The 19,835-nt window shown below is 70.5% G+C and carries 21 protein-coding genes; 7 read left to right on the forward strand and 14 right to left on the reverse strand.

What is annotated here, in order from left to right; genetic code table 11:
• The first annotated feature begins 44 nt into the window (after positions 1 to 44).
• On the forward strand, positions 45 to 1,316 hold the full coding sequence (locus ACIGXW_RS26510) for a nucleotide sugar dehydrogenase (RefSeq protein ID WP_399575297.1): 1,272 nt from the start codon (positions 45 to 47) through the stop codon (positions 1,314 to 1,316).
• Between the two features lie 31 nt (positions 1,317 to 1,347).
• Here the strand turns inward: ACIGXW_RS26510 and ACIGXW_RS26515 are convergent, their stop codons facing one another.
• The 5 genes from ACIGXW_RS26515 to ACIGXW_RS26535 all read right to left on the reverse strand — a co-directional run bounded on the left by ACIGXW_RS26515 (position 1,348) and on the right by ACIGXW_RS26535 (position 7,007).
• Positions 1,348 to 2,490 (reverse strand): rod shape-determining protein, encoded by a 1,143-nt coding sequence (locus tag ACIGXW_RS26515; protein ID WP_071964500.1) that lies wholly within the window; start codon positions 2,488 to 2,490, stop codon positions 1,348 to 1,350.
• 121 nt (positions 2,491 to 2,611) lie between these two features.
• Positions 2,612 to 3,739 (reverse strand): GuaB3 family IMP dehydrogenase-related protein, encoded by a 1,128-nt coding sequence (locus ACIGXW_RS26520; protein WP_071964501.1) that lies wholly within the window; start codon positions 3,737 to 3,739, stop codon positions 2,612 to 2,614.
• 117 nt (positions 3,740 to 3,856) lie between these two features.
• The gene (guaB, locus tag ACIGXW_RS26525) at positions 3,857 to 5,359 is read right to left on the reverse strand and encodes an IMP dehydrogenase (RefSeq protein ID WP_399575298.1); all 1,503 of its coding nucleotides are present in this window, start codon (positions 5,357 to 5,359) and stop codon (positions 3,857 to 3,859) included.
• 152 nt (positions 5,360 to 5,511) lie between these two features.
• Complete coding sequence (locus ACIGXW_RS26530; RefSeq protein ID WP_206279852.1) at positions 5,512 to 6,087, reverse strand: sigma-70 family RNA polymerase sigma factor; 576 nt, start codon at positions 6,085 to 6,087, stop codon at positions 5,512 to 5,514.
• A 308-nt stretch (positions 6,088 to 6,395) separates the two neighbouring features.
• Positions 6,396 to 7,007 (reverse strand): response regulator transcription factor, encoded by a 612-nt coding sequence (locus ACIGXW_RS26535; RefSeq protein ID WP_003948568.1) that lies wholly within the window; start codon positions 7,005 to 7,007, stop codon positions 6,396 to 6,398.
• Between the two features lie 479 nt (positions 7,008 to 7,486).
• Here ACIGXW_RS26535 and ACIGXW_RS26540 point away from each other — a divergent pair, with 479 nt between their 5' ends.
• Positions 7,487 to 7,813, forward strand: coding sequence for a WhiB family transcriptional regulator (locus ACIGXW_RS26540; protein ID WP_071964502.1), 327 nt, complete (start codon positions 7,487 to 7,489; stop codon positions 7,811 to 7,813).
• Positions 7,814 to 7,881: 68 nt separating this feature from the next.
• Here the strand turns inward: ACIGXW_RS26540 and ACIGXW_RS26545 are convergent, their stop codons facing one another.
• Positions 7,882 to 8,793: a LysR family transcriptional regulator gene (locus ACIGXW_RS26545; protein ID WP_360909141.1), complete on the reverse strand. Its 912-nt coding sequence runs from the start codon at positions 8,791 to 8,793 to the stop codon at positions 7,882 to 7,884.
• Positions 8,794 to 8,876: 83 nt separating this feature from the next.
• Here ACIGXW_RS26545 and ACIGXW_RS26550 point away from each other — a divergent pair, with 83 nt between their 5' ends.
• From ACIGXW_RS26550 to ACIGXW_RS26560, 3 genes are all read left to right on the forward strand, one after another.
• Positions 8,877 to 9,641 (forward strand): MOSC domain-containing protein, encoded by a 765-nt coding sequence (locus tag ACIGXW_RS26550; RefSeq protein WP_399575299.1) that lies wholly within the window; start codon positions 8,877 to 8,879, stop codon positions 9,639 to 9,641.
• Positions 9,638 to 10,411, forward strand: coding sequence for an SDR family oxidoreductase (locus ACIGXW_RS26555; protein ID WP_071964510.1), 774 nt, complete (start codon positions 9,638 to 9,640; stop codon positions 10,409 to 10,411). The genes ACIGXW_RS26550 and ACIGXW_RS26555 overlap by 4 nt, the downstream gene beginning before the upstream one ends.
• A gap of 77 nt (positions 10,412 to 10,488) precedes the next feature.
• A complete protein-coding gene (locus tag ACIGXW_RS26560; RefSeq protein ID WP_071964503.1) occupies positions 10,489 to 11,187 on the forward strand; it encodes an ester cyclase in 699 nt (232 codons plus the stop codon).
• A gap of 99 nt (positions 11,188 to 11,286) precedes the next feature.
• Here the strand turns inward: ACIGXW_RS26560 and groL are convergent, their stop codons facing one another.
• From groL to ACIGXW_RS26580, 4 genes are all read right to left on the reverse strand, one after another.
• Positions 11,287 to 12,915, reverse strand: coding sequence for a chaperonin GroEL (gene groL, locus ACIGXW_RS26565; protein WP_071964504.1), 1,629 nt, complete (start codon positions 12,913 to 12,915; stop codon positions 11,287 to 11,289).
• A gap of 133 nt (positions 12,916 to 13,048) precedes the next feature.
• Positions 13,049 to 13,357 (reverse strand): co-chaperone GroES, encoded by a 309-nt coding sequence (groES, locus tag ACIGXW_RS26570; RefSeq protein WP_071964505.1) that lies wholly within the window; start codon positions 13,355 to 13,357, stop codon positions 13,049 to 13,051.
• A 212-nt stretch (positions 13,358 to 13,569) separates the two neighbouring features.
• Positions 13,570 to 14,427 carry a polysaccharide deacetylase family protein gene (locus ACIGXW_RS26575; protein WP_399575300.1) on the reverse strand — a complete coding sequence of 286 codons (858 nt, stop codon included), beginning with the start codon at positions 14,425 to 14,427 and terminating at the stop codon, positions 13,570 to 13,572.
• 63 nt (positions 14,428 to 14,490) lie between these two features.
• Complete coding sequence (locus ACIGXW_RS26580; protein ID WP_071964507.1) at positions 14,491 to 15,027, reverse strand: flavoprotein; 537 nt, start codon at positions 15,025 to 15,027, stop codon at positions 14,491 to 14,493.
• 50 nt (positions 15,028 to 15,077) lie between these two features.
• Here ACIGXW_RS26580 and ACIGXW_RS26585 point away from each other — a divergent pair, with 50 nt between their 5' ends.
• A complete protein-coding gene (locus tag ACIGXW_RS26585) occupies positions 15,078 to 16,268 on the forward strand; it encodes a methyltransferase domain-containing protein (protein WP_399575301.1) in 1,191 nt (396 codons plus the stop codon).
• A gap of 61 nt (positions 16,269 to 16,329) precedes the next feature.
• Here the strand turns inward: ACIGXW_RS26585 and ACIGXW_RS26590 are convergent, their stop codons facing one another.
• From ACIGXW_RS26590 to ACIGXW_RS26605, 4 genes are all read right to left on the reverse strand, one after another.
• The gene (locus ACIGXW_RS26590) at positions 16,330 to 16,899 is read right to left on the reverse strand and encodes a Uma2 family endonuclease (RefSeq protein ID WP_399575302.1); all 570 of its coding nucleotides are present in this window, start codon (positions 16,897 to 16,899) and stop codon (positions 16,330 to 16,332) included.
• A complete protein-coding gene (locus ACIGXW_RS26595; RefSeq protein WP_399575303.1) occupies positions 16,896 to 17,759 on the reverse strand; it encodes a hypothetical protein in 864 nt (287 codons plus the stop codon). Before ACIGXW_RS26595 ends, ACIGXW_RS26590 begins: the two co-directional genes overlap by 4 nt.
• Positions 17,760 to 17,973: 214 nt before the next feature.
• Positions 17,974 to 18,147 (reverse strand): DUF397 domain-containing protein, encoded by a 174-nt coding sequence (locus ACIGXW_RS26600; RefSeq protein ID WP_399575432.1) that lies wholly within the window; start codon positions 18,145 to 18,147, stop codon positions 17,974 to 17,976.
• 11 nt (positions 18,148 to 18,158) lie between these two features.
• Positions 18,159 to 18,968: a helix-turn-helix domain-containing protein gene (locus ACIGXW_RS26605; protein WP_399575304.1), complete on the reverse strand. Its 810-nt coding sequence runs from the start codon at positions 18,966 to 18,968 to the stop codon at positions 18,159 to 18,161.
• Between the two features lie 198 nt (positions 18,969 to 19,166).
• On the opposite strand from ACIGXW_RS26605, the gene ACIGXW_RS26610 reads away from it, so the two are divergent.
• Positions 19,167 to 19,799: a Uma2 family endonuclease gene (locus ACIGXW_RS26610; protein ID WP_399575305.1), complete on the forward strand. Its 633-nt coding sequence runs from the start codon at positions 19,167 to 19,169 to the stop codon at positions 19,797 to 19,799.
• Positions 19,800 to 19,835: the final 36 nt, after the last annotated feature.

Here is a 19,835-nt window from a genome sequence, read left to right on the forward strand (position 1 = left end):
CCGATCCCCGCCGGAATCCCCTCCGGGAAGGACCGCATCCCGTCATGCCCGCAGATCTCGCCGTCATCGGCCTCGGCCACCTCGGGCTCCCCCTCGCCCAGGCCGCCACCACCGCCGCCATCCCCACCGTCGGCTACGACCCCGACCCGCGCACCATCGCCGACCTGCGCGCCGGACGGCTGCCCTCCGAGGGCGCCGACGGCTGCCTCACCGCCGCCGGGATCCGCCGCATGCTCTCCGCCGGCTTCCGCGCCACGACCGAGGACGCCGAGCTCGGCCGGGTCCGTACGGCCGTGATCTGCGCCCCCACCCGGCTGGGCGAGGACCGGGCCCTGGACCTGAGTGCCATCGCCGAGGCGGCCCGCACCCTCGCGCCCCGGCTCCGCCCGCACACCACGGTGCTGCTGGAGTCCACCGTCTACCCCGGCACCACCGAGGACTTCCTGCGCCCCCTCCTCGAATCGGGCTCCGGACTGCGCGCCGGCCAGGACTTCCACCTCGCCTACTCCCCCAGCCGCTTCGACCCCGGCAACCGCCAGTACGCCTACGCGAACACCCCGAAGGTCATCGGCGGCCTCACCCCCGCCTGCACCGAGGCCGCAGCCGCGTTCTACGGGCGTGTCTGCGAACGGGTCGTCCGCGCCCGGGGCCCGCGCGAGGCGGAGGCGGTCAAGGTCCTGGAGACCAACTACCGGCACGTCAACATCGCGCTCGCCAACGAGATGGCGGTCTTCTGCCACGACATCGGCGTCGACCTCTGGGACGTCGTGCGCTGTGCCGAGACCAAGCCGTTCGGCTTCCAGGCCTTCCGCCCGGGACCGGGCGTGGGCGGCCACGGGGTGCCCATCGACCCCAACTACCTCTCCTACAAGGGCCGCAGCCTCGGCTATCCGCTGCGCATGGTGGAACTGGCGCAGGAGGTCAACGGACGGATGCCGCGCTACGTCATCCAGCGCTGCGCCGCGCTCCTCAACGAACACGGCAAGTCGGCACGCGGCGCCCGCGTGCTGCTGCTGGGCGTCAGCTACAAGCCCGACGTGGGCGACCAGGAGGGCTCACCCGCCCGCGAGATCGCCTCCCGGCTGATGGAGATGGGCGCCCAGCTCACGTACCACGACCCCTACGTCCCCCAGTGGCGCGTCCTGGGCCACCCCGTGCCCCGCGCCGACTGCCCCCACGAGGCCGCGGCCGCCGCGGATCTGACGGTGCTTCTCCAGCAGCACCGCAAATACGACCTGCAGGGGCTCTCGGTCAAGGCCCAGCTGCTGCTGGACACCCGCGGCGCGAGCCCGGCGGGAGCGGCGCACCGTCTCTAGCGCACCGCTTCCCGCACCCACCCCACGGCCCCTAGAGCCGCCCGGTCGACAGCAGCCGCGGCTGCGCGTCCAGCACGGTGCGCAAGGAGGCGAAGTTCTCCACGCAGCGCCCGGTGCCGACGGCCACACAGTCCAGCGGGTCGTCCGCGATGAGCACCGGAATGTCGAGCTCCGAGCTCAGCCGTACGTCCAGCCCGCGCAGCAGCGCGCCGCCGCCGGTCAGCACGATGCCGCGGTCCATGATGTCGCCCGACAGCTCCGGCGGGGTCTCGTCCAGGGTCTGCCGCACGGCCATGACGATCGCGTCCACCGGCTCCGACAGCGCGTGCCGGATCTCGTCGGCCGTCAGCTCCAGCGTCTTGGGCAGACCGCTGACCTGGTCCCGGCCGCGGATGGTGCAGCGGTCGCCGGGCCGCAGCCCCTGGGTCTCCTCCGGATCGCCGTCCGCCTCGTCCTGCTCGGCCACCCGGCGGGCGAGGGCCGCGAGCCCCGCCTCCGACCAGTAGCCCCCAGGCGAGGCGGAGCCGATGCTCATCTTGATCTCCTCGGCGGTGCGCTCACCGATCGCGAGGGCGTACTTCTTCTTGATGTACGACATGATCGCCGCGTCCATCGCGTCGCCCGCCGTACGCACCGAGCGGGCGGTGACGATGCCGCCCAGCGAGATCACCGCGACCTCGGTGGTGCCGCCGCCGATGTCGACGACCATGCAGCCGGTGGGCTCGCTGACCGGCAGGCCCGCGCCGATCGCCGCCGCCATGGGCTCCTCGACCAGGTGCACCTGCCGGGCACCGGCGGAGGAGGCGGCCTCGATGACGGCCCGTCGCTCGACGCCCGTGATGCCGGACGGCACGCACACCACGACGCGCGGCCGGGAGAAGAGACGGTTGCCCATCACCTTCTTGATGAAGTGCCGCAGCATCCGCTCGGCTATCTCGAAGTCGGCTATGACGCCATCGCGCAAGGGGCGGATGGCGACGATGGTCGAGGGGGTGCGCCCAATGGTCTCCTTGGCCTCGAAGCCGACCGACAGCACGCTGCCGTCCTCGGCGTTGACGGCGACGACCGAAGGCTCGTTGAGCACCACTCCCTTCCCCCGTACGTACACCAGCGTGTTCGCGGTGCCGAGGTCGATACCCATGTCCCTGCCGCTGAACGACTTGCTTTGCGCCATAAGTCGCCAGTATTCCCTACGATCGAATGTTTATACGGCGCTAACAGGGCTGACAGAACCCACAGGCACATGCGAAAGGCCCGGACCGCCGTGGCGGTCCGGGCCTTCGAGCCGACGAGGGTCAGCGGTTGTCGTGCTGCGACGGCGCGACCGTCACCTCGACCCGCTGGAACTCCTTCAGGTCGCTGTAGCCCGTGGTGGCCATCGCACGGCGCAGGGCGCCGAACATGTTCATCGAGCCGTCCGGGGTGTGCGAAGGACCGGTGAGGATCTCCTCGGTGGAGCCGACCGTGCCCAGGTTCATGCGCTTGCCGCGCGGCACGTCCTCGTGGACGGCCTCCATGCCCCAGTGGAAGCCACGGCCCGGCGCGTCGGTGGCGCGGGCGAGCGGGGAGCCCATCATCACGGCGTCGGCACCGCAGGCGATGGCCTTCGGCAGGTCGCCGGACCAGCCCACGCCGCCGTCGGCGATGACGTGGACGTAGCGGCCGCCGGACTCGTCCATGTAGTCGCGGCGGGCGGCGGCGACGTCGGCGACGGCGGTGGCCATCGGGACCTGGATGCCCAGGACGTTACGGGTGGTGTGCGCGGCGCCGCCGCCGAAGCCGACGAGGACACCCGCGGCACCCGTGCGCATCAGGTGCAGGGCGGCCGTGTAGGTGGCGCAGCCGCCGACGATGACCGGCACGTCGAGCTCGTAGATGAACTGCTTGAGGTTCAGCGGCTCGGCGGCGCCCGAGACGTGCTCGGCGGAGACGGTCGTGCCGCGGATCACGAAGATGTCCACGCCGGCGTCGACGACGGCCTTGGAGAACTGCGCGGTGCGCTGCGGGGAGAGCGCGGCGGCGGTCACGACACCGGAGTCGCGGACCTCCTTGATGCGCTGCCCGATCAGCTCTTCCTTGATCGGCTCGGCGTAGACCTCCTGCAGACGCTTGGTCGCGGCGGTCTCGTCCAGCTCGGCGATCTCGGCGAGCAGCGGCTCCGGGTCCTCGTAGCGGGTCCACAGGCCCTCGAGGTTGAGCACGCCGAGGCCGCCCAGCTCGCCGATGCGGATGGCGGTCTCGGGCGAGACGACCGAGTCCATCGGGGCGGCCAGGAACGGCAGCTCGAAGCGGTAGGCGTCGATCTGCCAGGCGATCGAGACCTCCTTCGGGTCGCGGGTACGGCGACTCGGGACGACGGCGATGTCGTCGAAGGCGTACGCCCGGCGGCCGCGCTTGCCGCGCCCGATCTCGATCTCAGTCACGTGTGTGGCCTTTCACTTTCCTTGGCGCTCCGTCTGCCGCATCCAGTATCCCCGACGCGGCGGAGCCCGCGGCCTTTCGGTCGCGGGCTCGGGTGGCGCTGTGCGAAGCTCCGACTACTACCGGCGGGAGTAGTTCGGCGCTTCGACCGTCATCTGAATGTCGTGCGGGTGGCTCTCCTTGAGGCCCGCCGACGTGATCCGCACGAAGCGGCCCTTGTCCTTGAGCTCCTGGACGTCCGCCGAGCCGACGTAGCCCATGGAGGCCCGCAGACCGCCGATGAGCTGGTGGGCGACCGAGGCCAGCGGGCCGCGGTAGGGCACCTGGCCCTCGATGCCCTCGGGCACGAGCTTGTCCTCGGAGAGGACGTTGTCCTGGAAGTAGCGGTCCTTGGAGAAGGAGCGGGCCTGTCCGCGCGACTGCATCGCGCCGAGCGAGCCCATGCCGCGGTACGACTTGAACTGCTTGCCGTTGATGAAGACCATCTCGCCCGGCGACTCCTCGCAGCCCGCGAGCAGCGAGCCGAGCATCACCGTGTCGGCACCGGCGGCGATCGCCTTGGCGATGTCGCCGGAGTACTGCAGACCGCCGTCGCCGATCAGCGGCACGCCGGCGGCGTGGCAGGCCTGGGCGGCCTCGTAGATCGCGGTGACCTGCGGGACGCCGATGCCGGCGACGACGCGGGTGGTGCAGATCGAGCCGGGGCCGACGCCGACCTTGACGCCGTCCACGCCGGCGTCGATCAGGGCCTGGGCGCCCTCGCGGGTGGCGACGTTGCCGCCGACGACGTCGACGCTGATGTTGGACTTGATCTTGGCGATCATGTCGAGGATGCCGCGGCTGTGGCCATGGGCGCTGTCCACGACGAGGAAGTCGGCACCGGCCTCGACCAGCGCCTGGGCCCGCTCGAAGGCCTCGCCGCCGACGCCGACCGCGGCACCGACGACCAGGCGGCCCTCGGAGTCCTTGGCGGCGTTCGGGTACTTCTCGGCCTTGACGAAGTCCTTGACCGTGATGAGGCCCTTGAGGACGCCGGCGTCGTCCACCAGCGGCAGCTTCTCGATCTTGTGGCGGCGCAGCAGCTCGATGGCGTCCTCGCCGGAGATGCCGACCTTGCCCGTCACCAGCGGCATCGGGGTCATGATCTCGCGCACCTGGCGGCTGCGGTCCAGCTCGAAGGCCATGTCACGGTTGGTGACGATGCCGAGCAGCTTGCCCGCGGGGTCGGTGACCGGCACACCGCTGATGCGGAACTTGGCGCACAGGGCGTCGGCCTCGGCCAGCGTGGCGTCCGGGCGGACCGTGATCGGGTCCGAGACCATGCCGGACTCGGAGCGCTTGACCAGGTCGACCTGGTTGGCCTGGTCCTCGATGGACAGGTTGCGGTGCAGCACGCCCGCGCCACCCTGGCGGGCCATGGCGATGGCCATGCGCGCCTCGGTGACCTTGTCCATGGCGGCGGACAGCAGCGGGATGTTGACCCGTACGTTCCGCGAAACGCGGGAGGAGGTGTCCACGGCGTTCGGCAGGACCTCGGAGGCGCCCGGCAGCAGCAGGACGTCGTCGTATGTCAGACCGAGCATCGCGAATTTCCCGGGCATTCCGTCGACGTTGTCAGTCATGACACCTTCCCAAATGGTCTTGCACCGGCGAGGACTCCCATGCTAACGGCCCTCACGGGTGTCCCATTCCACGAGCACTGAGGCTCGCGTCACTTGGAGGTTCGTATGAATACGTCCGAGGATCGCCGCCCGGTCCGCCCCGCGCCGCCCGCTCACTGCTCCGCGAGGGCACGGAGCCGGCTGAGCGCACGGTGCTGGGCGACGCGCACGGCGCCCGGCGACATGCCGAGCATCTGCCCCGTCTCCTCGGCCGTCAGCCCCACGGCGACCCGCAGCAGAACCAGCTCGCGCTGGTTCTCCGGAAGGTTGGCGAGCAGCTTCTTGGCCCACTCCGCGTCGCTGCTGAGCAGCGCCCGCTCCTCCGGTCCGAGGGAGTCGTCCGGCTGCTCGGGCATCTCGTCGGAGGGCACGGCCGTGCTGCCCGGGTGCCGCATGGCGGCCCGCTGGAGATCGGCGACCTTGTGCGCGGCGATGGCCACGACGAAGGCCTCGAAGGGGCGCCCGGTGTCGCGGTAGCGCGGCAGGGCGCACAGCACCGCGAGACAGACCTCCTGCGCGAGGTCGTCCACGAAGTGCCGGGCGTCGCCCGGCAGCCGCGACAGGCGCGTGCGGCAGTAGCGCAGCGCGAGCGGGTGCACCAGGGCGAGCAGGTCGTGGGTGGCCTGCCGGTCACCCTCCACCGCGCGGGCGACGAGCGCGCCAATAGCTGTGGTGTCGTCGTCGCGCATCGGTCCATGGTGCCTTGACGCCGGATTGTCCGTGGCACCGCATCCGTAGTTGTGCACCGAAGCGTTATGAGCGGGTGCGCCGGCGGTCATCTCCCGCACCTTCCCATCACGCCTGCCCGAGCCGTCCCCGAGGAACTCCATACTCCAAGGATGCGGCAGCGCGCGGGAAACGTGCAGCGGGCCGGGAAACGGCGGCTCCCGGGCGGGCGGCCACAGCGGCCCGCCCCGCCCGCTCCCCGGCGGGCGGGGTACGTCAGTCCCCCGCGTCGACGCACGGCAACAACCGTCCGGAACTGCCCGCCGCCGCCCTAACGGACCAGGCCCCAGCGGAACCCGAGCGCCACCGCGTGCGCCCGGTCCGAGGCGCCCAGCTTCTTGAAGAGCCGGCGGGCGTGGGTCTTGACCGTGTCCTCCGAGAGGAACAGCTCACGGCCGATCTCGGCGTTGGAGCGGCCGTGGCTCATGCCCTCGAGCACCTGGATCTCGCGCGCGGTGAGCGTGGGCGCCGCGCCCATCTCCGCCGAGCGCAGCCGCCGCGGGGCGAGCCGCCAGGTCGGGTCGGCGAGCGCCTGGGTCACGGTGGCGCGCAGCTCGGCCCGCGAGGCGTCCTTGTGGAGATAGCCGCGCGCCCCGGCGGCGACCGCGAGCGCGACACCGTCGAGGTCCTCGGCCACCGTGAGCATGATGATGCGGGCGCCGGGGTCCGCGGAGAGCAGCCGGCGGACCGTCTCCACGCCGCCCAGTCCGGGCATGCGTACGTCCATCAGAATGAGGTCCGAACGATCGGCGCCCCAGCGGCGGAGGACTTCCTCGCCGTTGGCCGCCGTGGTCACGCGCTCGACGCCGGGCACGGTCGCCACCGCGCGACGGAGCGCTTCTCGGGCAAGCGGGGAGTCGTCGCAGACGAGGACGGATGTCATGGCCGCCCTCCGCAGCTGATGCGCGTCACCTTGAGCCTCCAGAGGCTGGTACTGATCGTCACCTGTGCGATTGACGACGCCCGGGCACCTGCCACCCGCCCGACTGCTTCATGCGTCAACCGCCTCCGCACTCTCAACGACGGTCACCCGAAAGAGTTACGGGCTCGGTCGGCCGTGTTCGGCACTCTACGTGAGGGCGCGGACACGGAGCAGGGCGCACAGGGGGCGCCCTGCCCACCAGCCAAGCTATGCCCCATTTGCCCAGTCGGGCCTGTTTTTCTTCCCATTTGCTGGTGTCTGTGGCTAGATTCGCAATGAGTCATATTTTCATCTGCTCACACGACAGATGCATGGCAGAGGTATGGACGGGTACTGCAACGGATCACTCCGGATCGGATCGATCCGGAGCGCTCCGGCAGATTGCTTCGACAGGTCACATCGACACATCGCTTCGACAGATCGCCTCGAGGGGATAAGCAATGGCAGATTTCTCCCGCCTTCCCGGTCCCAACGCCGACCTGTGGGACTGGCAGCTCCTGGCGGCGTGCCGAGGGGTCGACAGTTCGCTGTTCTTCCATCCCGAGGGCGAGCGGGGCGCGGCCCGCAGCGCCCGTGAGACCTCCGCGAAGGAGGTGTGCATGCGTTGCCCGGTGCGCGCCGAGTGCGCCGCGCACGCGCTGGCGGTACGGGAGCCCTACGGCGTGTGGGGCGGCCTGACCGAGGACGAGCGCGAGGAGCTCATGGGGCGCGCGCGGCATCGGTCCATCACGGCGAGCAGCGCGGGCGCCGGCGCGATGACCGCCTGAACGCCCGGGGCGCACCACGGGAGTGGCGAAACGTTTCAGCTGAGCGGGGCCCGCTCAGCCGGCGGCGCTCAGCGGCGCCCCGCCTCCACCAGCCGGTCCAGCATGGCCGCGACCGCCGGGACCCGGGCCAGATCCGGCAGCGTGAGGGCCACGATCTCGCGCTGCACGACCGGCTCGACGGGCACCGTACGCGCGCCCTTCGGACGCACCGACTCCAGCGCCAGCTCGGGCATCACGGCCACCCCGAGCCCGGCCCCGACCAGCCCGAAGACGGCCGGGTAGTCGTCCGTGGCGAAGTCGATGCGCGGGGTGAAGCCCGCGCTCTCGCAGACCTCCACCAGGTGCCGCCTGCAGCGCGGACAGCCCGCGATCCAGGGCTCGCGCTCCAGCTCGGCGATCCCGATCCGCTCCGCGCCGGCGAGCCGGTGCCCCTCGGGCACCACGCCGATGAGGCGGTCGGTCAGCAGCGGTCGTACGACGAGGTCGTCCCACTCGGCGCCCGCGGCGGGGTCGGCGCCGCGCACATCGGGGTAGCGGAAGGCCAGCGCGATCTCGCAGTCGCCCGCGCGGAGCATCTCCACCGAGCGCGGCGGCTCCGCCTCGACAAGGGAGACGCGGGTGCCCGGGTGCGCGGCCCGCATCTCGGCGAGCGCGGAGGGCACCAGGGTGGAGCTGCCGCTGGGGAAGGACACCAGCCGCACCCGCCCGGCCCGCAGGCCCGCGATCGCCGCGATCTCCTCCTCGGCGGCGGTCAGGCCGGCCAGGATGCCCGTCGCGTGCCGTACGAGGGCCTCGCCCGCCTCGGTCAGGCGCATCTCACGGCCCGTACGGATCAGCAGGGGGGTGCCCGTCGACTGCTCCAGTGCCTTCATCTGCTGGCTGACGGCGGGCTGGGTGCAGCCCAGGTCGCGCGCCGCGGCCGAGAACGAACCGGTGGCGGCCACCGCACGCAGCACCCTCAGATGACGAGCCTCGATCATAGAACCGAGCATAAGCCCAGCTTGGGGCGGATGATAAATATTGGCTGGCTCCTTTGAGCCACGCCCACTTACTCTTGGTGCCCATGTACCTGATCTCCGTGAATGTGGGCCGACCCCGTACCGCCGACGACCGTCCCGGCTTCTCCGGCGTCTTCGCGGAGGGCCTGGCGAGCGGCATCGACAAGCGCCCGGTGGAGGGGCCCGTCGAGGTGGCGGCCCCGGGCCCGAAGGGCACGGCGGGCAGCGGCCTCGCCGGGGACGCGGTGGTCTCCCTGCGTCACCACGGCGGGGACGACCAGGCGGTGTACGCGTTCGCCCGCGAGGACCTCGACGGCTGGGAACGGGAGCTGGGCCGCCGGCTGCCCGACGGCGCGTTCGGGGAGAACCTCACCACGAGCGGCATCGACGTCAACGGCGCGCGCATCGGCGAGCGTTGGCGCATAGGTACGGATCTGCTGCTGGAGGTCACCGCGCCCCGCATCCCCTGCCGTACGTTCGCCGACTGGCTGGGCGAGAGCGGCTGGATACGCCGGTTCACCCAGGAGGCGGCGCCCGGTGCGTACCTGCGCGTCATCGAGCCCGGGCGGATCCGCGCGGGAGATGCCGTCACCGTCGTCCACCGCCCGGCCCACGACGTGAGCGTCTCCCAGGTCTTCCGCGCCCTGACGACCGAACGGGCCCTGCTGCCCGGCGTGCTGGCCGCCGGGGACGCGCTGCACCCGGAGACGCGGGCGAAGGCCCTCGCGTACAGGGAGCGTCAGGAAGCGTCCGAGGGGCGCCCGCAGGGGCGACGAGAGGCCGGGGGCGGCAGCCAGGACGGGGTGCGGAGCACTAACGTTCCTGTATGACGACTGCACTGATCACGGGAGCCACGGCCGGCATCGGCGCGGCCTTCGCACGGCGGCTGGCGGCCGATGGGCACAATCTGGTCATCGTGGCCCGCGACGAGAAGCGGCTGAGCGAGCAGGCGACCGAACTCCACGACCGCCACCGGGTGGAGGTGGAGGTGCTCCGCGCGGACCTCTCCGAGGAGAGCGGCATCGCCACGGTCGAGGCCCGGCTCTCGGACCGCAAGAACCCGGTGGACCTGCTGGTCAACAACGCGGGCTTCGGCAACAAGGGCCGTTACCTCGAGGTTCCGATGGCCGACGAGCTGATGATGCTGAAGGTGCACTGCGAGGCGGTGCTGCGGCTGACCTCGGCCGCGACGGCGAGCATGCGCGAGCGCAGGCGCGGCGGGGTGGTCAACGTCGCGTCGGTGGCGGCGTTCGTCCCCCGTGGGACGTACGGGGCGAGCAAGGCGTGGGTGGTGCAGTTCACCCAGGGTGCCGCGCGGGACCTGGCGGGGAGCGGGGTGCGGCTGATGGCGCTGTGCCCCGGCTTCGTACGGACGGAGTTCCACCAGCGGGCCGGCATGGGCGTGGACAACGTGCCCGGCTGGATGTGGCTGGACGCGGACAAGCTGGTGGAGGCCGCCCTGAAGGACCTGGCGCGCGGCAAGTCGCTGTCGATCCCGGATCCCCGGTACAAGGCGCTGACGGGCCTGATGAAGCTGGCCCCGCGCCGGGCGGTCTCGCGCGCGAGCGCGACGACGGGCCGCCGGTACGGGCCGAACTGAGCCTTGGCCGACGCCGTAGCGCACCTCTCGGGTGGGCTGATTCAGGACTAGCCTGGACATATCACCCGGGAGGCGCCATGACATTCGTACAAGTGATCGACTGCAAGACGCGCCGGTACGACGACATGAACCGGCTCATGGACGACTGGGTCGCCGCCACCGAAGGCAAGCGCACCGCCACCCACTCGATCGTCGGCCGCGACCACACGGACGACGAGCACTATGTGGAGATCATCGAGTTCCCCTCCTACGCCAAGGCGATGGAGAACTCGAACCTCCCGGAGACCAACAGGATCTTCGAGGAGATGGTCGCGCTCTGCGACGGGATGCCGTCCTTCACCGACCTGGACGTGGTCCGCGACGAGCAGCTGAACAAGGCGACGGTCCGCCGCTTCTACGAAGAGGTGGCGGTGGGCGGCGATCTGGACCTCGTCGACGAGCTCTTCACCGCCGACTACCGCGATCACGACGTCGCCAAGGCGGAGGAGACCACGGTCGGTTCCGACGTCATCAAGCAGGACGTCACCGGCTGGCGCGCCGCCTTCGACTTCACGTTCACCCTCGAGAGCGTCCTGGCCGAGGGCGACCAGGTCTGCGTCCTGTGGACCTGGCGGGGCGTCCATCAGGGCGACTTCATGGGCCTGCAGCCGACGGGCCAGGAGGTCTCGATGAAGGGCACGACGGTCTGGCGCTTCGAGGACGGGAAGATCTGCGAGGGCTGGTGGAACGAGGACCTGCTGGGGCTGCTGCGCCAGCTGGGCGCGGTGGACGCGTAGCGGAATCCGCGGCGGGTCCGTCCGTGGCCGGAGCCCTGAACGGCCGCGGCCCGGCCTCCCCTCGCGGGGAGACCGGGCCGGGTCGTCGTACGGGGTGCGTCAGTGCGCGTGGCCGTGACCGTGGCCGTGACCGGCCTCGGCGGACTCCTCTTCCTTCTTCTCGACGACCAGGGTCTCGGTCGTGAGCAGCAGGGAGGCGATGGACGCGGCGTTCTCCAGGGCGGAGCGGGTGACCTTGACCGGGTCGATGACGCCGGCCTTCACCAGGTCGCCGTACTCGCCGGTCGCGGCGTTGAAGCCCTGGCCCTTGTCGAGCTCGGCGACCTTCGAGGTGATGACGTAGCCCTCGAGGCCCGCGTTCTCGGCGATCCAGCGCAGCGGCTCGACGACGGCGCGGCGGACGACCGCGACACCGGTGGCCTCGTCGCCGGACTTGCCCAGGCCGCCCTCCAGCACCTTGGCGGCGTGGACGAGAGCGGAGCCACCACCGGAGACGATGCCCTCCTCGACCGCGGCGCGGGTCGCGGAGATGGCGTCCTCCAGACGGTGCTTCTTCTCCTTGAGCTCGACCTCGGTGGCCGCACCCACGCGGATGACGCAGACGCCACCGGCGAGCTTGGCGAGGCGCTCCTGGAGCTTCTCGCGGTCCCAGTCCGAGTCCGTGGTCTCGATCTCGGCCTTGATCTGGGCGACGCGGCCCTGGACGTCCTCGGAGTTGCCGCCACCGTCGACGATGGTGGTGTCGTCCTTGGTGATCGTCACGCGGCGGGCGGAGCCCAGCACGTCCAGACCGGCCTGGTCGAGCTTGAGGCCGACCTCCTCGGCGATGACGGTGGCACCGGTGAGGGTGGCCATGTCGCCGAGCATCGCCTTGCGGCGGTCGCCGAAGCCGGGGGCCTTGACGGCCACGGCGTTGAACGTGCCGCGGATCTTGTTGACGACGAGGGTGGAGAGCGCCTCGCCCTCGACGTCCTCGGCGATGATCAGCAGCGGCTTGGAGCCACCGCCCTGGATGATCTTCTCCAGCAGGGGCAGCAGGTCCTGGATCGAGGAGATCTTGCCCTGGTGGATCAGGATGTACGGGTCGTCGAGGACGGCCTCCATACGCTCCTGGTCGGTGACCATGTACGGCGAGAGGTAACCCTTGTCGAAGGCCATGCCCTCGGTGAAGTCGAGCTCCAGGCCGAAGGTGTTGGACTCCTCGACGGTGATGACACCGTCCTTGCCGACCTTGTCCATCGCCTCGGCGATGAGCTCGCCGACCTGCTTGTCCTGCGCGGAGAGCGCGGCGACGGCGGCGATGTCGGCCTTGTCGGCGATCGGGCGGGCGGTCGCCAGCAGATCGTCGGAGATGGCCTTGACCGCGGCGTCGATGCCCTTCTTCAGGGAGGCCGGGGAGGCACCGGCGGCGACGTTGCGCAGACCCTCGCGGACCAGCGCCTGGGCCAGCACGGTCGCGGTGGTGGTGCCGTCACCCGCGATGTCGTTGGTCTTGGTCGCCACCTCCTTGACGAGCTGGGCGCCGAGGTTCTCGTACGCGTCGTCGAGCTCGACCTCGCGCGCGATGGTCACACCGTCGTTGGTGATGGTGGGGGCGCCGAACTTCTTGTCGATGACGACGTTGCGGCCCTTGGGACCGATCGTCACCTTCACGGTGTCGGCGAGCTTGTTGACGCCGCGCTCAAGGGCGCGACGGGCGTCCTCGTCGAACTTCAGGGTCTTGGCCATGGGTTACGTATCCTTCGCCGTATCTCTCAAACGAACTGCGCCCCGGGCGCCCGGCTAGCAGGCACGGGAACCAGGGGCGCAGATCAAAAGCTTCGAAAGCTCGAAAGCCTCGGGCTCGAAAGCCTGGGGTGAATTACTTCTCGACGATCGCGAGGACGTCGCGAGCCGAGAGGACGAGGTACTCCTCGCCGTTGTACTTCACCTCGGTGCCGCCGTACTTGCTGTAGAGCACGACGTCACCGACCTGCACGTCGAGCTCGACGCGCTTGCCGTCCTCGAAACGGCCCGGGCCCACGGCCAGGACGACGCCCTCCTGGGGCTTCTCCTTGGCGGTGTCCGGGATGACCAGGCCGGAGGCCGTGGTCTGCTCGGCGTCGAGCGGCTGGACCACGATGCGGTCCTCGAGCGGCTTGATGGCAACCTTGGAGCTGGCGGTCGTCACGATCCGACCTCCCCCTTCGGAGATCTCACGGGGTTAACTGTCTGAGGTGGCGACCTGGTAGATCCGTCGTCGCGGGTGCCGGATCTGCCCGTCGCTGTGTTTGGCACTCACCGGTGGAGAGTGCCAACGGAGCCGAGACTATGACGCGGTTAGCACTCGGTCAAGCGGAGTGCCAATTCATCGCGCGGCGCACCGTGCCTACCCCCGCCGGGTCAGAGGTAGTCCTCGAGTCGCGCGACCGTGTACCCCTGGGCCTGGATGCTGCGCAGCATGTTGGTGACCATCCTGGTCATCGAGGTGCCCTTGAGCTCCTGCGGCCCGCGGAAGTGGGCGAGGACGATGTCGCCGGGGCGCAGCTTGTCGCTCTGGGCGTAGCGCATGTCGTTGATCTGCATCGTCACCTCCCACAGCACGAGGGCCCGCACCCCGCAGGACCCCGCCGCGGCGAGGGTGGCGTCGTTGTAGTTGCCGTAGGGCGGCCGGAAGAGCGCGGGCCGGCTGCCGAAACGCTTCTCCAGGGCGTCCTGCTGTCCGCATATCTCGCGCCGCTGGGCGTCGGCGGACAAGGTGCGCAGATTGGGGTGGGTCAGGGTGTGGTTGTCGACGCCGTTGCCGAGGGCGCGCAGCCGGTCGAAGTAGCCGTAGCCGCTGCCCGCGCGGGAGATGCTGTCCGTCAGGAACATCGTGAACGGCAGCTTCAGCTCCTCGGCCATCTTCAGGAACTGGGGGTCCTTCTCGGCCCCGTCGTCGATGGTCACGAAGACGACCTTGTCCTGGGTCGGTATCCGCCGTACGACCTTGGGCGGCGCGCCTGTCCCGGCGTCCTGGAGCAGCTTCGCGGCGGGGGGCGCGGGCGGTGCGGCGAGCGGCTTGTCCAGTCCCCAGCGGCGGTACGCGTCGTCGGGCGCGGCGGAGGCGGCGGGCGCCGCCGTGCCGGACCGGCCGGGCTTCTGCGAGGACTTCGGGGCGTCGGAGGACGAGCCGGAGCACCCGGCGAGAACACCGGTCAGCAGCACGGCGGCGGAGGCGAGGGCGGCGGCGCGGAGGCGGCCGGAAACAGACGGGCTCACGCGGACGATTGTTGTGCATGCGTTCGATGAGCGCGCGGGCGCGGGGTGCGCCCCGTACGGGCCTCAGGGCGCGGGCAGCGCCGCCACCGCCGCGGCCCACGGATACGACTCCACGCTGTCCCCCCGCGCGGGGTCGTAGCCGTCCTTTCCCAGCAGGACGGTCACGCCCGCCGCGCGCAGGAACGCCACGCTCCGGGGGAAGGCGGGGTGCGCGGCCTGCGCGGCGCCCAGGTGCGGCAGGGCGACCTGGGGCAGCCCGAGGCCGATCGCCTCGGTGATCAGGCCGAGCGCCAGGGTGTCGGAGATGCCGGCGGCCCATTTGCCGATCGTGTTGAAGGTGGCGGGCGCGACCAGGATCGCGTCCGGCGGGGGCAGCACGTCGGGCTCCCCGGGCAGCTTGTACTCGTGCCGTACAGGGTGGCCCGTCAGCGCGGCCAGGGCGGGGACGTCCGCTTCCAGCCAGCGGTGGGCGTACGGGGTAAGGATCAGGCACACGTCCCACCCGGCGGCCTGGGCGGCACGGACTCCGTCGGCGGCCCGGACGGCCGGCGCGGCGGCGCAGCAGACCAGATACAGGGTGCGCTTCGCGGTCGTCGTCACCAGGGCAGTCCACCGCGTGGGGCACCGGCCCGCAAGAGAGAATGAGACACGTGCCCGCACCGATCACCCCCCTCGACGCCTTCGCCGCCCTCCTCACCGACGAGGGCCGCGCCCTCCTCGACGGGCTGCGCGACTACGACCCCTCCCAGGAGCTCGCCACGGCGACCCGGCTGCGCCGCGAGCACCCCGCGGAGCTGGTCTCGGCGGCGCTCGGGCAGGCGCGGCTGCGCCAGCGCGCCGTGGCGAAGTTCGGCGCGGAGGACGCCTACCGCATGTTCTTCACGCCGAACGGCGTGGAGCAGGCCACGCGCGCCGCTGTCGCACTCCACCGCGCCCGGCGCTTCGAGGCGCTCGGCGTACGCAGCCTCGCCGACCTCTGCTGCGGCAACGGCGGCGACGCCATCGCGCTGGCCCGGGCCGGCATCTCGGTACTGGCCGTCGACCGCGACCCGCTGACCTGCGAGGTCGCCCGTGCCAACGCCGAGGCGCTGGGCCTGGCCGACCTCATCGAGGTGCGCTGCGCCGATGTCGCGGACGTCGACACTTCCCCGTACGACGCCGTCTTCGTCGACCCGGCCCGGCGCGGCGGCCGGGGCCGCATCTTCGACCCGGAGGCGTACTCGCCGCCGCTGTCCTGGGCGATCGAGGCGGCCCGCTCGGCCCCCCGCGCCGCCCTCAAGATCGCCCCGGGCGTGCCCCACGAGGCGGTCCCCGAGGACGCCGAGGCGGAGTGGATCTCGGACGGGGGCGACGTGAAGGAGGCCGTGCTGTGGTTCGGCACGGAAGCGGGCACCCGGCGGGCGACGCTGCTGCCGGGCGGTGCGTCACTGGTGGGGCGGGGCCTGCCGGACCCGGCGGTGCGGCCCGTGGGGCGCTATCTGTACGAGCCGGACGGCGCGGTGATCCGGGCGCACCTGGTGGCGGAGGTCGCCGAGGAGCTCGACGGCGGGCTGATCGACGAGACGATCGCGTATGTGACGAGCGACGAGCTGCGGGATTCCGCTTACGCGGCGGCGTACGAGATCACTGACGTGCTGCCGTTCAATCTGAAGCGGCTGAAGGCGATCGTGCGCGAACGCCGGATCGGCGTGGCCGTCATCAAGAAGCGCGGCTCGGCCGTCGAGCCGGAGGAACTGCGCAGGAAGCTCAAGCTCGACGGTCCGAACTCCTGCGTCATCGTGCTGACGCGGGTCGCGGGCGCGCCGACGATGCTGCTGGGGCAGCCGGTGGCGAAGGGCTAGGGCTCAGTCATGACGGTGATCAGCAAATCCCGCGGTGTGGTCATGGAACGCTCCCGGTTGCCTATTGGGCGAACTTCTTGAGTTTCTCCGTCTCCAGGGTGAACCCGACCGGGGCAGGGAGCTCGACCAGCGTGCCGTACGGACGTGTCGTCAGGCTGCGGTAGGTGCCGTCCTTGGGCTCGGAGTGAACGGTGACCGTGCAGTTTTCGCGGTCGATGAGGAGGTAGACGGGGATGTCCGCTGCCGCGTAGCCGTCGCGCTTCTCAACGCGGACGCGGCGGTTCGTGTCGGTGTCGCGCGTAGTGACCTCCACGACCATGAGGACACCGTCGGGGTCGGACCACTCGCCGTGGCCGCGGAAGAGCCCCTCGGGGGCCAGAACTCCATCGGGAACGGCGCGGCCCGCCCGGCTGTTCTCGACCTTCAGACCTCTCCCCGGGTACAGGTGCGTGCCGGGGAGGAGCTTCCAGACGGTGTCCTGCAGACACGCGACGCTTTCGGCGCGATTCCCGTCCTGCGGCGGCCTGACCTCGATCCGTCCGTTGATGAACTCCAGACGCACGGTCTCGGGCGCCGCAAGGGCCAGTTCTTCAAACTCGTCGATGAGGAGCAAGGGGCAGTCGGCAGTCATGCGTGATTCCTTTCCGGTTCGCGGTTGATGGCCCGGAGGATGGCGGCCTTTGCGTGGACCTCCTCCGGGGTGAGGGCCGCTGGGGTGTCCGGGAGGGGTTCGCCCCGGCAGTCGCGGCAGAGGCCGCCGGGGAGGGCTTCAGGGCGGCCGGGGGTGGCACAGACTGTGCATTCGACGAGCCGGAGGGTTGCGCTTGCTTCCGGCCGCCGCTGTTCCGGCGGCAGCTTGTCGACAAGGCGACGGCGGGCCAGGGCCGCGGCGCGATGCACCACGGTTGGCAGGCCGGCCGTCAGCTCCCGTACGACATGGGCCTCCCCTGCGCCCCGTTCCAGCCATGCCGCCGCCAGCGGTTCCAGGTCGACGCAATCGGCGTGCGACAGCGTCATGCGGGGGTCCGTGCGGCCCACGGTGGCCAGCACCGCGTACGCGCGTGAACGGCGCGCGGGCGCCGCCGCCTGTTCGGGGACCTCGCCCGTGAGGACGGACGTCCACCAGGCGTCGTCCCGCGCGGTGCGCGAGAAGTACGTGCGCGTCACCCAGTGATAGGCCCCGTCGTCACCCTTGAGGTGCTCCTTCACCCGGCGCAGGTGACCGGCCTCCGACAGCCGTCGCAGGGCGGTACGGCAAGCGGCCTGACCGTAGGCGGGGAGCTGGGCTGCCAGCGATTTCGCGTCCATGGCCGCGCCTTCGGGCAGGCGGTCGATGAACGCGGCGATCTGTGCCTCGCGAGGCGGGAGGTGCGCGAAGTCCGTACCGGTACGCCGGGCTTGGCCCGGTGCGCTCTTCTTGCCGTAGCCGGGCTTGGCCATCGGGAAGGCGTGCGGGGTGCGCGCGGCGGCGCTAGGGTTGGCGTCAGCCATGAGATCGACTGCTTTCGATCTTGGTGGTGAGACCCCGGCCTGGTGCGCTAACACCGACCGGGGTCGTTTGTTGTTCCGGACGCTAGAGGATCGCGACGTTGCGTCGCAACCGGATCACACAAAGTGAACTGCGCGTGGTATACGCGCCATTGGGGTGGGTGGGTGGGTTGAGCCCACCGCCCATTCCTTACAAAGAGGGCTCGGAGCCCGGAGCTCAAGCCCCGGCCCCGCCGAGCGCCGCGACGAATGTCGCCCAGGAGGGCGCTGGGAAGGCCAGTTCCGGCCCGGGTATTCGCTTCGAGTCCCGGACCCGTACTTCCCGGGGCCCGGAGCTCACCTCGATGCAAGCGTTTCCTTCTGACGTGCTGTAGCTGGACTTGAACCACATTGGCCTGACGCTCACAACTCCTCCGAGAGTTCTCGGATGAAACGTGCGGACTCCGCCGGATTGAGGGCCACCCGGCCGTTCACGGCGTGCTTCTGCGCATACACACTGACCCTGGCTGGATCGCCGTAGAGCGCACCTGTAGCGTGCGCCTCCTCATAGGCGATCCGGTCGTGCCCCGGCAGTTCCAGCACCATGATGGCTCGGTCGAGCCCTTCCCTGTACCTGTCGAGCGGCATCACCTGAGTGGTGACGTTCCGCTGCTGCCCCACCTCCAAGATGTGCAGCAGTTGCCGCTTCTGTGCCTCCTTCTCGACGACCGGATACCGCAGAGGAAGTTCACCGATCACAAAGGAGAACGCCACAGTCTGCTTGTTGAGCAGCATCTGCCGATCCAGTCGGACCGCGACCCTCTCCTCGACCGTCGCATCGTCCACCGGCGGCCACGCCGAGTTGAACAGCGCCCGCATGGTTTCCTCCGTCTGCAACAGCCCCGGAATGAACATGGGCTCGCAGGAGCTGTAGACGATCGCCTCCTTCTCGTACCGGAAGAAGTCCTGCACCACCGACCTCGGCCCCTCCGGCTTCAGATACGGGTGCGCCGCCTCCAGCAACCCACCCGCCCCGCACATCTGGTCCGCGATCTGCAGCACCCGCAAATTCGCCCGCCGCCGCCCCTGTTCCATCGACTTGATGGCCTCGTAGCCGTACCCGGCCTCCTTGGCCAACTCCTCCCGCGAGACACCAGCCCGCTCCCGCCACCGCTTCAGCTGATCCCCGCAGTACCGCCACCCGATCGGCGGCTGAGAGTCCACTTCTCCCATGGGCCACCCCTTCCCATCGCTACTACTCAAAGTAGCCACCTGGGAACATTCAGGTGCCGCACATCACACACAGAGCCCACGCCCCGAACGGGTGAACCATCGCGTGATCGCACTTATCCGTACCGCCAGTCCGCCGACGATGCCGGTGGGGCACCCAGCCCAGGCGTAGCCTGGCATGAGCGACAAGGGAGGACAGCGATGGCCGCCGATCCCATCACCGAGCCGGTGAACAAGCCGCACGAGCAGGACCCCATCGATCTACTGATCGCGATCGAGGAGGCGTCAGAGGCGCCGATTCGACCCGAGTACTTCGAGGGGATGGTGGTTGTGCCACCGCAGCCTGACTTCGAGCACGGTGACGTAATCTTCGACCTCGCGTTCCAGCTGCGCTCCGCCGGACTCCGGCTGGCCGGCATGGGAATGGGGTTCCGCACCGGTGTGGACACGAACGGCAAGGACGAGACCCGCTCCCTCGCCATCCCCGACTTCTACGTGCTGCGCCGTAAGCCCACGGAACTGGACGAGGCCTACCGCAAGGTTCACAAGGGCTGGTACCCGATGGACCTGCTCGCCCTCGTCGGGGAGGTGACGTCCAGCAATCACGAGACGGACACCGGACCCAAGTACCGCAGTTACGCCGCTGCGGGGGTCCCGGTCTATGTGCTCGTCAATCGTGAGGAGAACCGGGTGTACGTCCACACGAACCCGGTCGCCGACCAGGACGAGCCCAGGAAGAGCTTCTACCGCACGACGTCGACCGCCACGCCGGGCGAGAAGCTGCCCCTTCCCGATCCCTATCCCCCGCTGGACACCTCGGCGCTGCTCGGCTGACCTGCTGCGCCCCGATGTGCCGCGACCGCCCGCCCG

Origin of the sequence: Streptomyces sp. NPDC053079 (assembly GCF_044546695.1) — a bacterium.
Lineage (GTDB): Bacteria > Actinomycetota > Actinomycetes > Streptomycetales > Streptomycetaceae > Streptomyces.

Bases quoted from the DNA above. Each gene is read 5' to 3' on its own strand.
- ACIGXW_RS26545 (WP_360909141.1), bottom strand. From the start codon at position 8,793: ATGATCGAGGCTCGTCATCTGAGGGTGCTGCGTGCGGTGGCCGCCACC.
- ACIGXW_RS26510 (WP_399575297.1), top strand. From the start codon at position 45: ATGCCCGCAGATCTCGCCGTCATCGGCCTCGGCCACCTCGGGCTCCCC.
- ACIGXW_RS26590 (WP_399575302.1), bottom strand. From the start codon at position 16,899: ATGACTGCCGACTGCCCCTTGCTCCTCATCGACGAGTTTGAAGAACTG.
- ACIGXW_RS26550 (WP_399575299.1), top strand. From the start codon at position 8,877: ATGTACCTGATCTCCGTGAATGTGGGCCGACCCCGTACCGCCGACGAC.
- ACIGXW_RS26600 (WP_399575432.1), bottom strand. From the start codon at position 18,147: ATGTGGTTCAAGTCCAGCTACAGCACGTCAGAAGGAAACGCTTGCATC.
- ACIGXW_RS26540 (WP_071964502.1), top strand. From the start codon at position 7,487: ATGGCAGATTTCTCCCGCCTTCCCGGTCCCAACGCCGACCTGTGGGAC.
- guaB (WP_399575298.1), bottom strand. From the start codon at position 5,359: ATGACTGACAACGTCGACGGAATGCCCGGGAAATTCGCGATGCTCGGT.
- ACIGXW_RS26515 (WP_071964500.1), bottom strand. From the start codon at position 2,490: ATGGCGCAAAGCAAGTCGTTCAGCGGCAGGGACATGGGTATCGACCTC.
- ACIGXW_RS26555 (WP_071964510.1), top strand. From the start codon at position 9,638: ATGACGACTGCACTGATCACGGGAGCCACGGCCGGCATCGGCGCGGCC.
- ACIGXW_RS26560 (WP_071964503.1), top strand. From the start codon at position 10,489: ATGACATTCGTACAAGTGATCGACTGCAAGACGCGCCGGTACGACGAC.
- ACIGXW_RS26610 (WP_399575305.1), top strand. From the start codon at position 19,167: ATGGCCGCCGATCCCATCACCGAGCCGGTGAACAAGCCGCACGAGCAG.
- ACIGXW_RS26605 (WP_399575304.1), bottom strand. From the start codon at position 18,968: ATGGGAGAAGTGGACTCTCAGCCGCCGATCGGGTGGCGGTACTGCGGG.
- ACIGXW_RS26535 (WP_003948568.1), bottom strand. From the start codon at position 7,007: ATGACATCCGTCCTCGTCTGCGACGACTCCCCGCTTGCCCGAGAAGCG.
- groL (WP_071964504.1), bottom strand. From the start codon at position 12,915: ATGGCCAAGACCCTGAAGTTCGACGAGGACGCCCGTCGCGCCCTTGAG.
- ACIGXW_RS26595 (WP_399575303.1), bottom strand. From the start codon at position 17,759: ATGGCTGACGCCAACCCTAGCGCCGCCGCGCGCACCCCGCACGCCTTC.
- ACIGXW_RS26530 (WP_206279852.1), bottom strand. From the start codon at position 6,087: ATGCGCGACGACGACACCACAGCTATTGGCGCGCTCGTCGCCCGCGCG.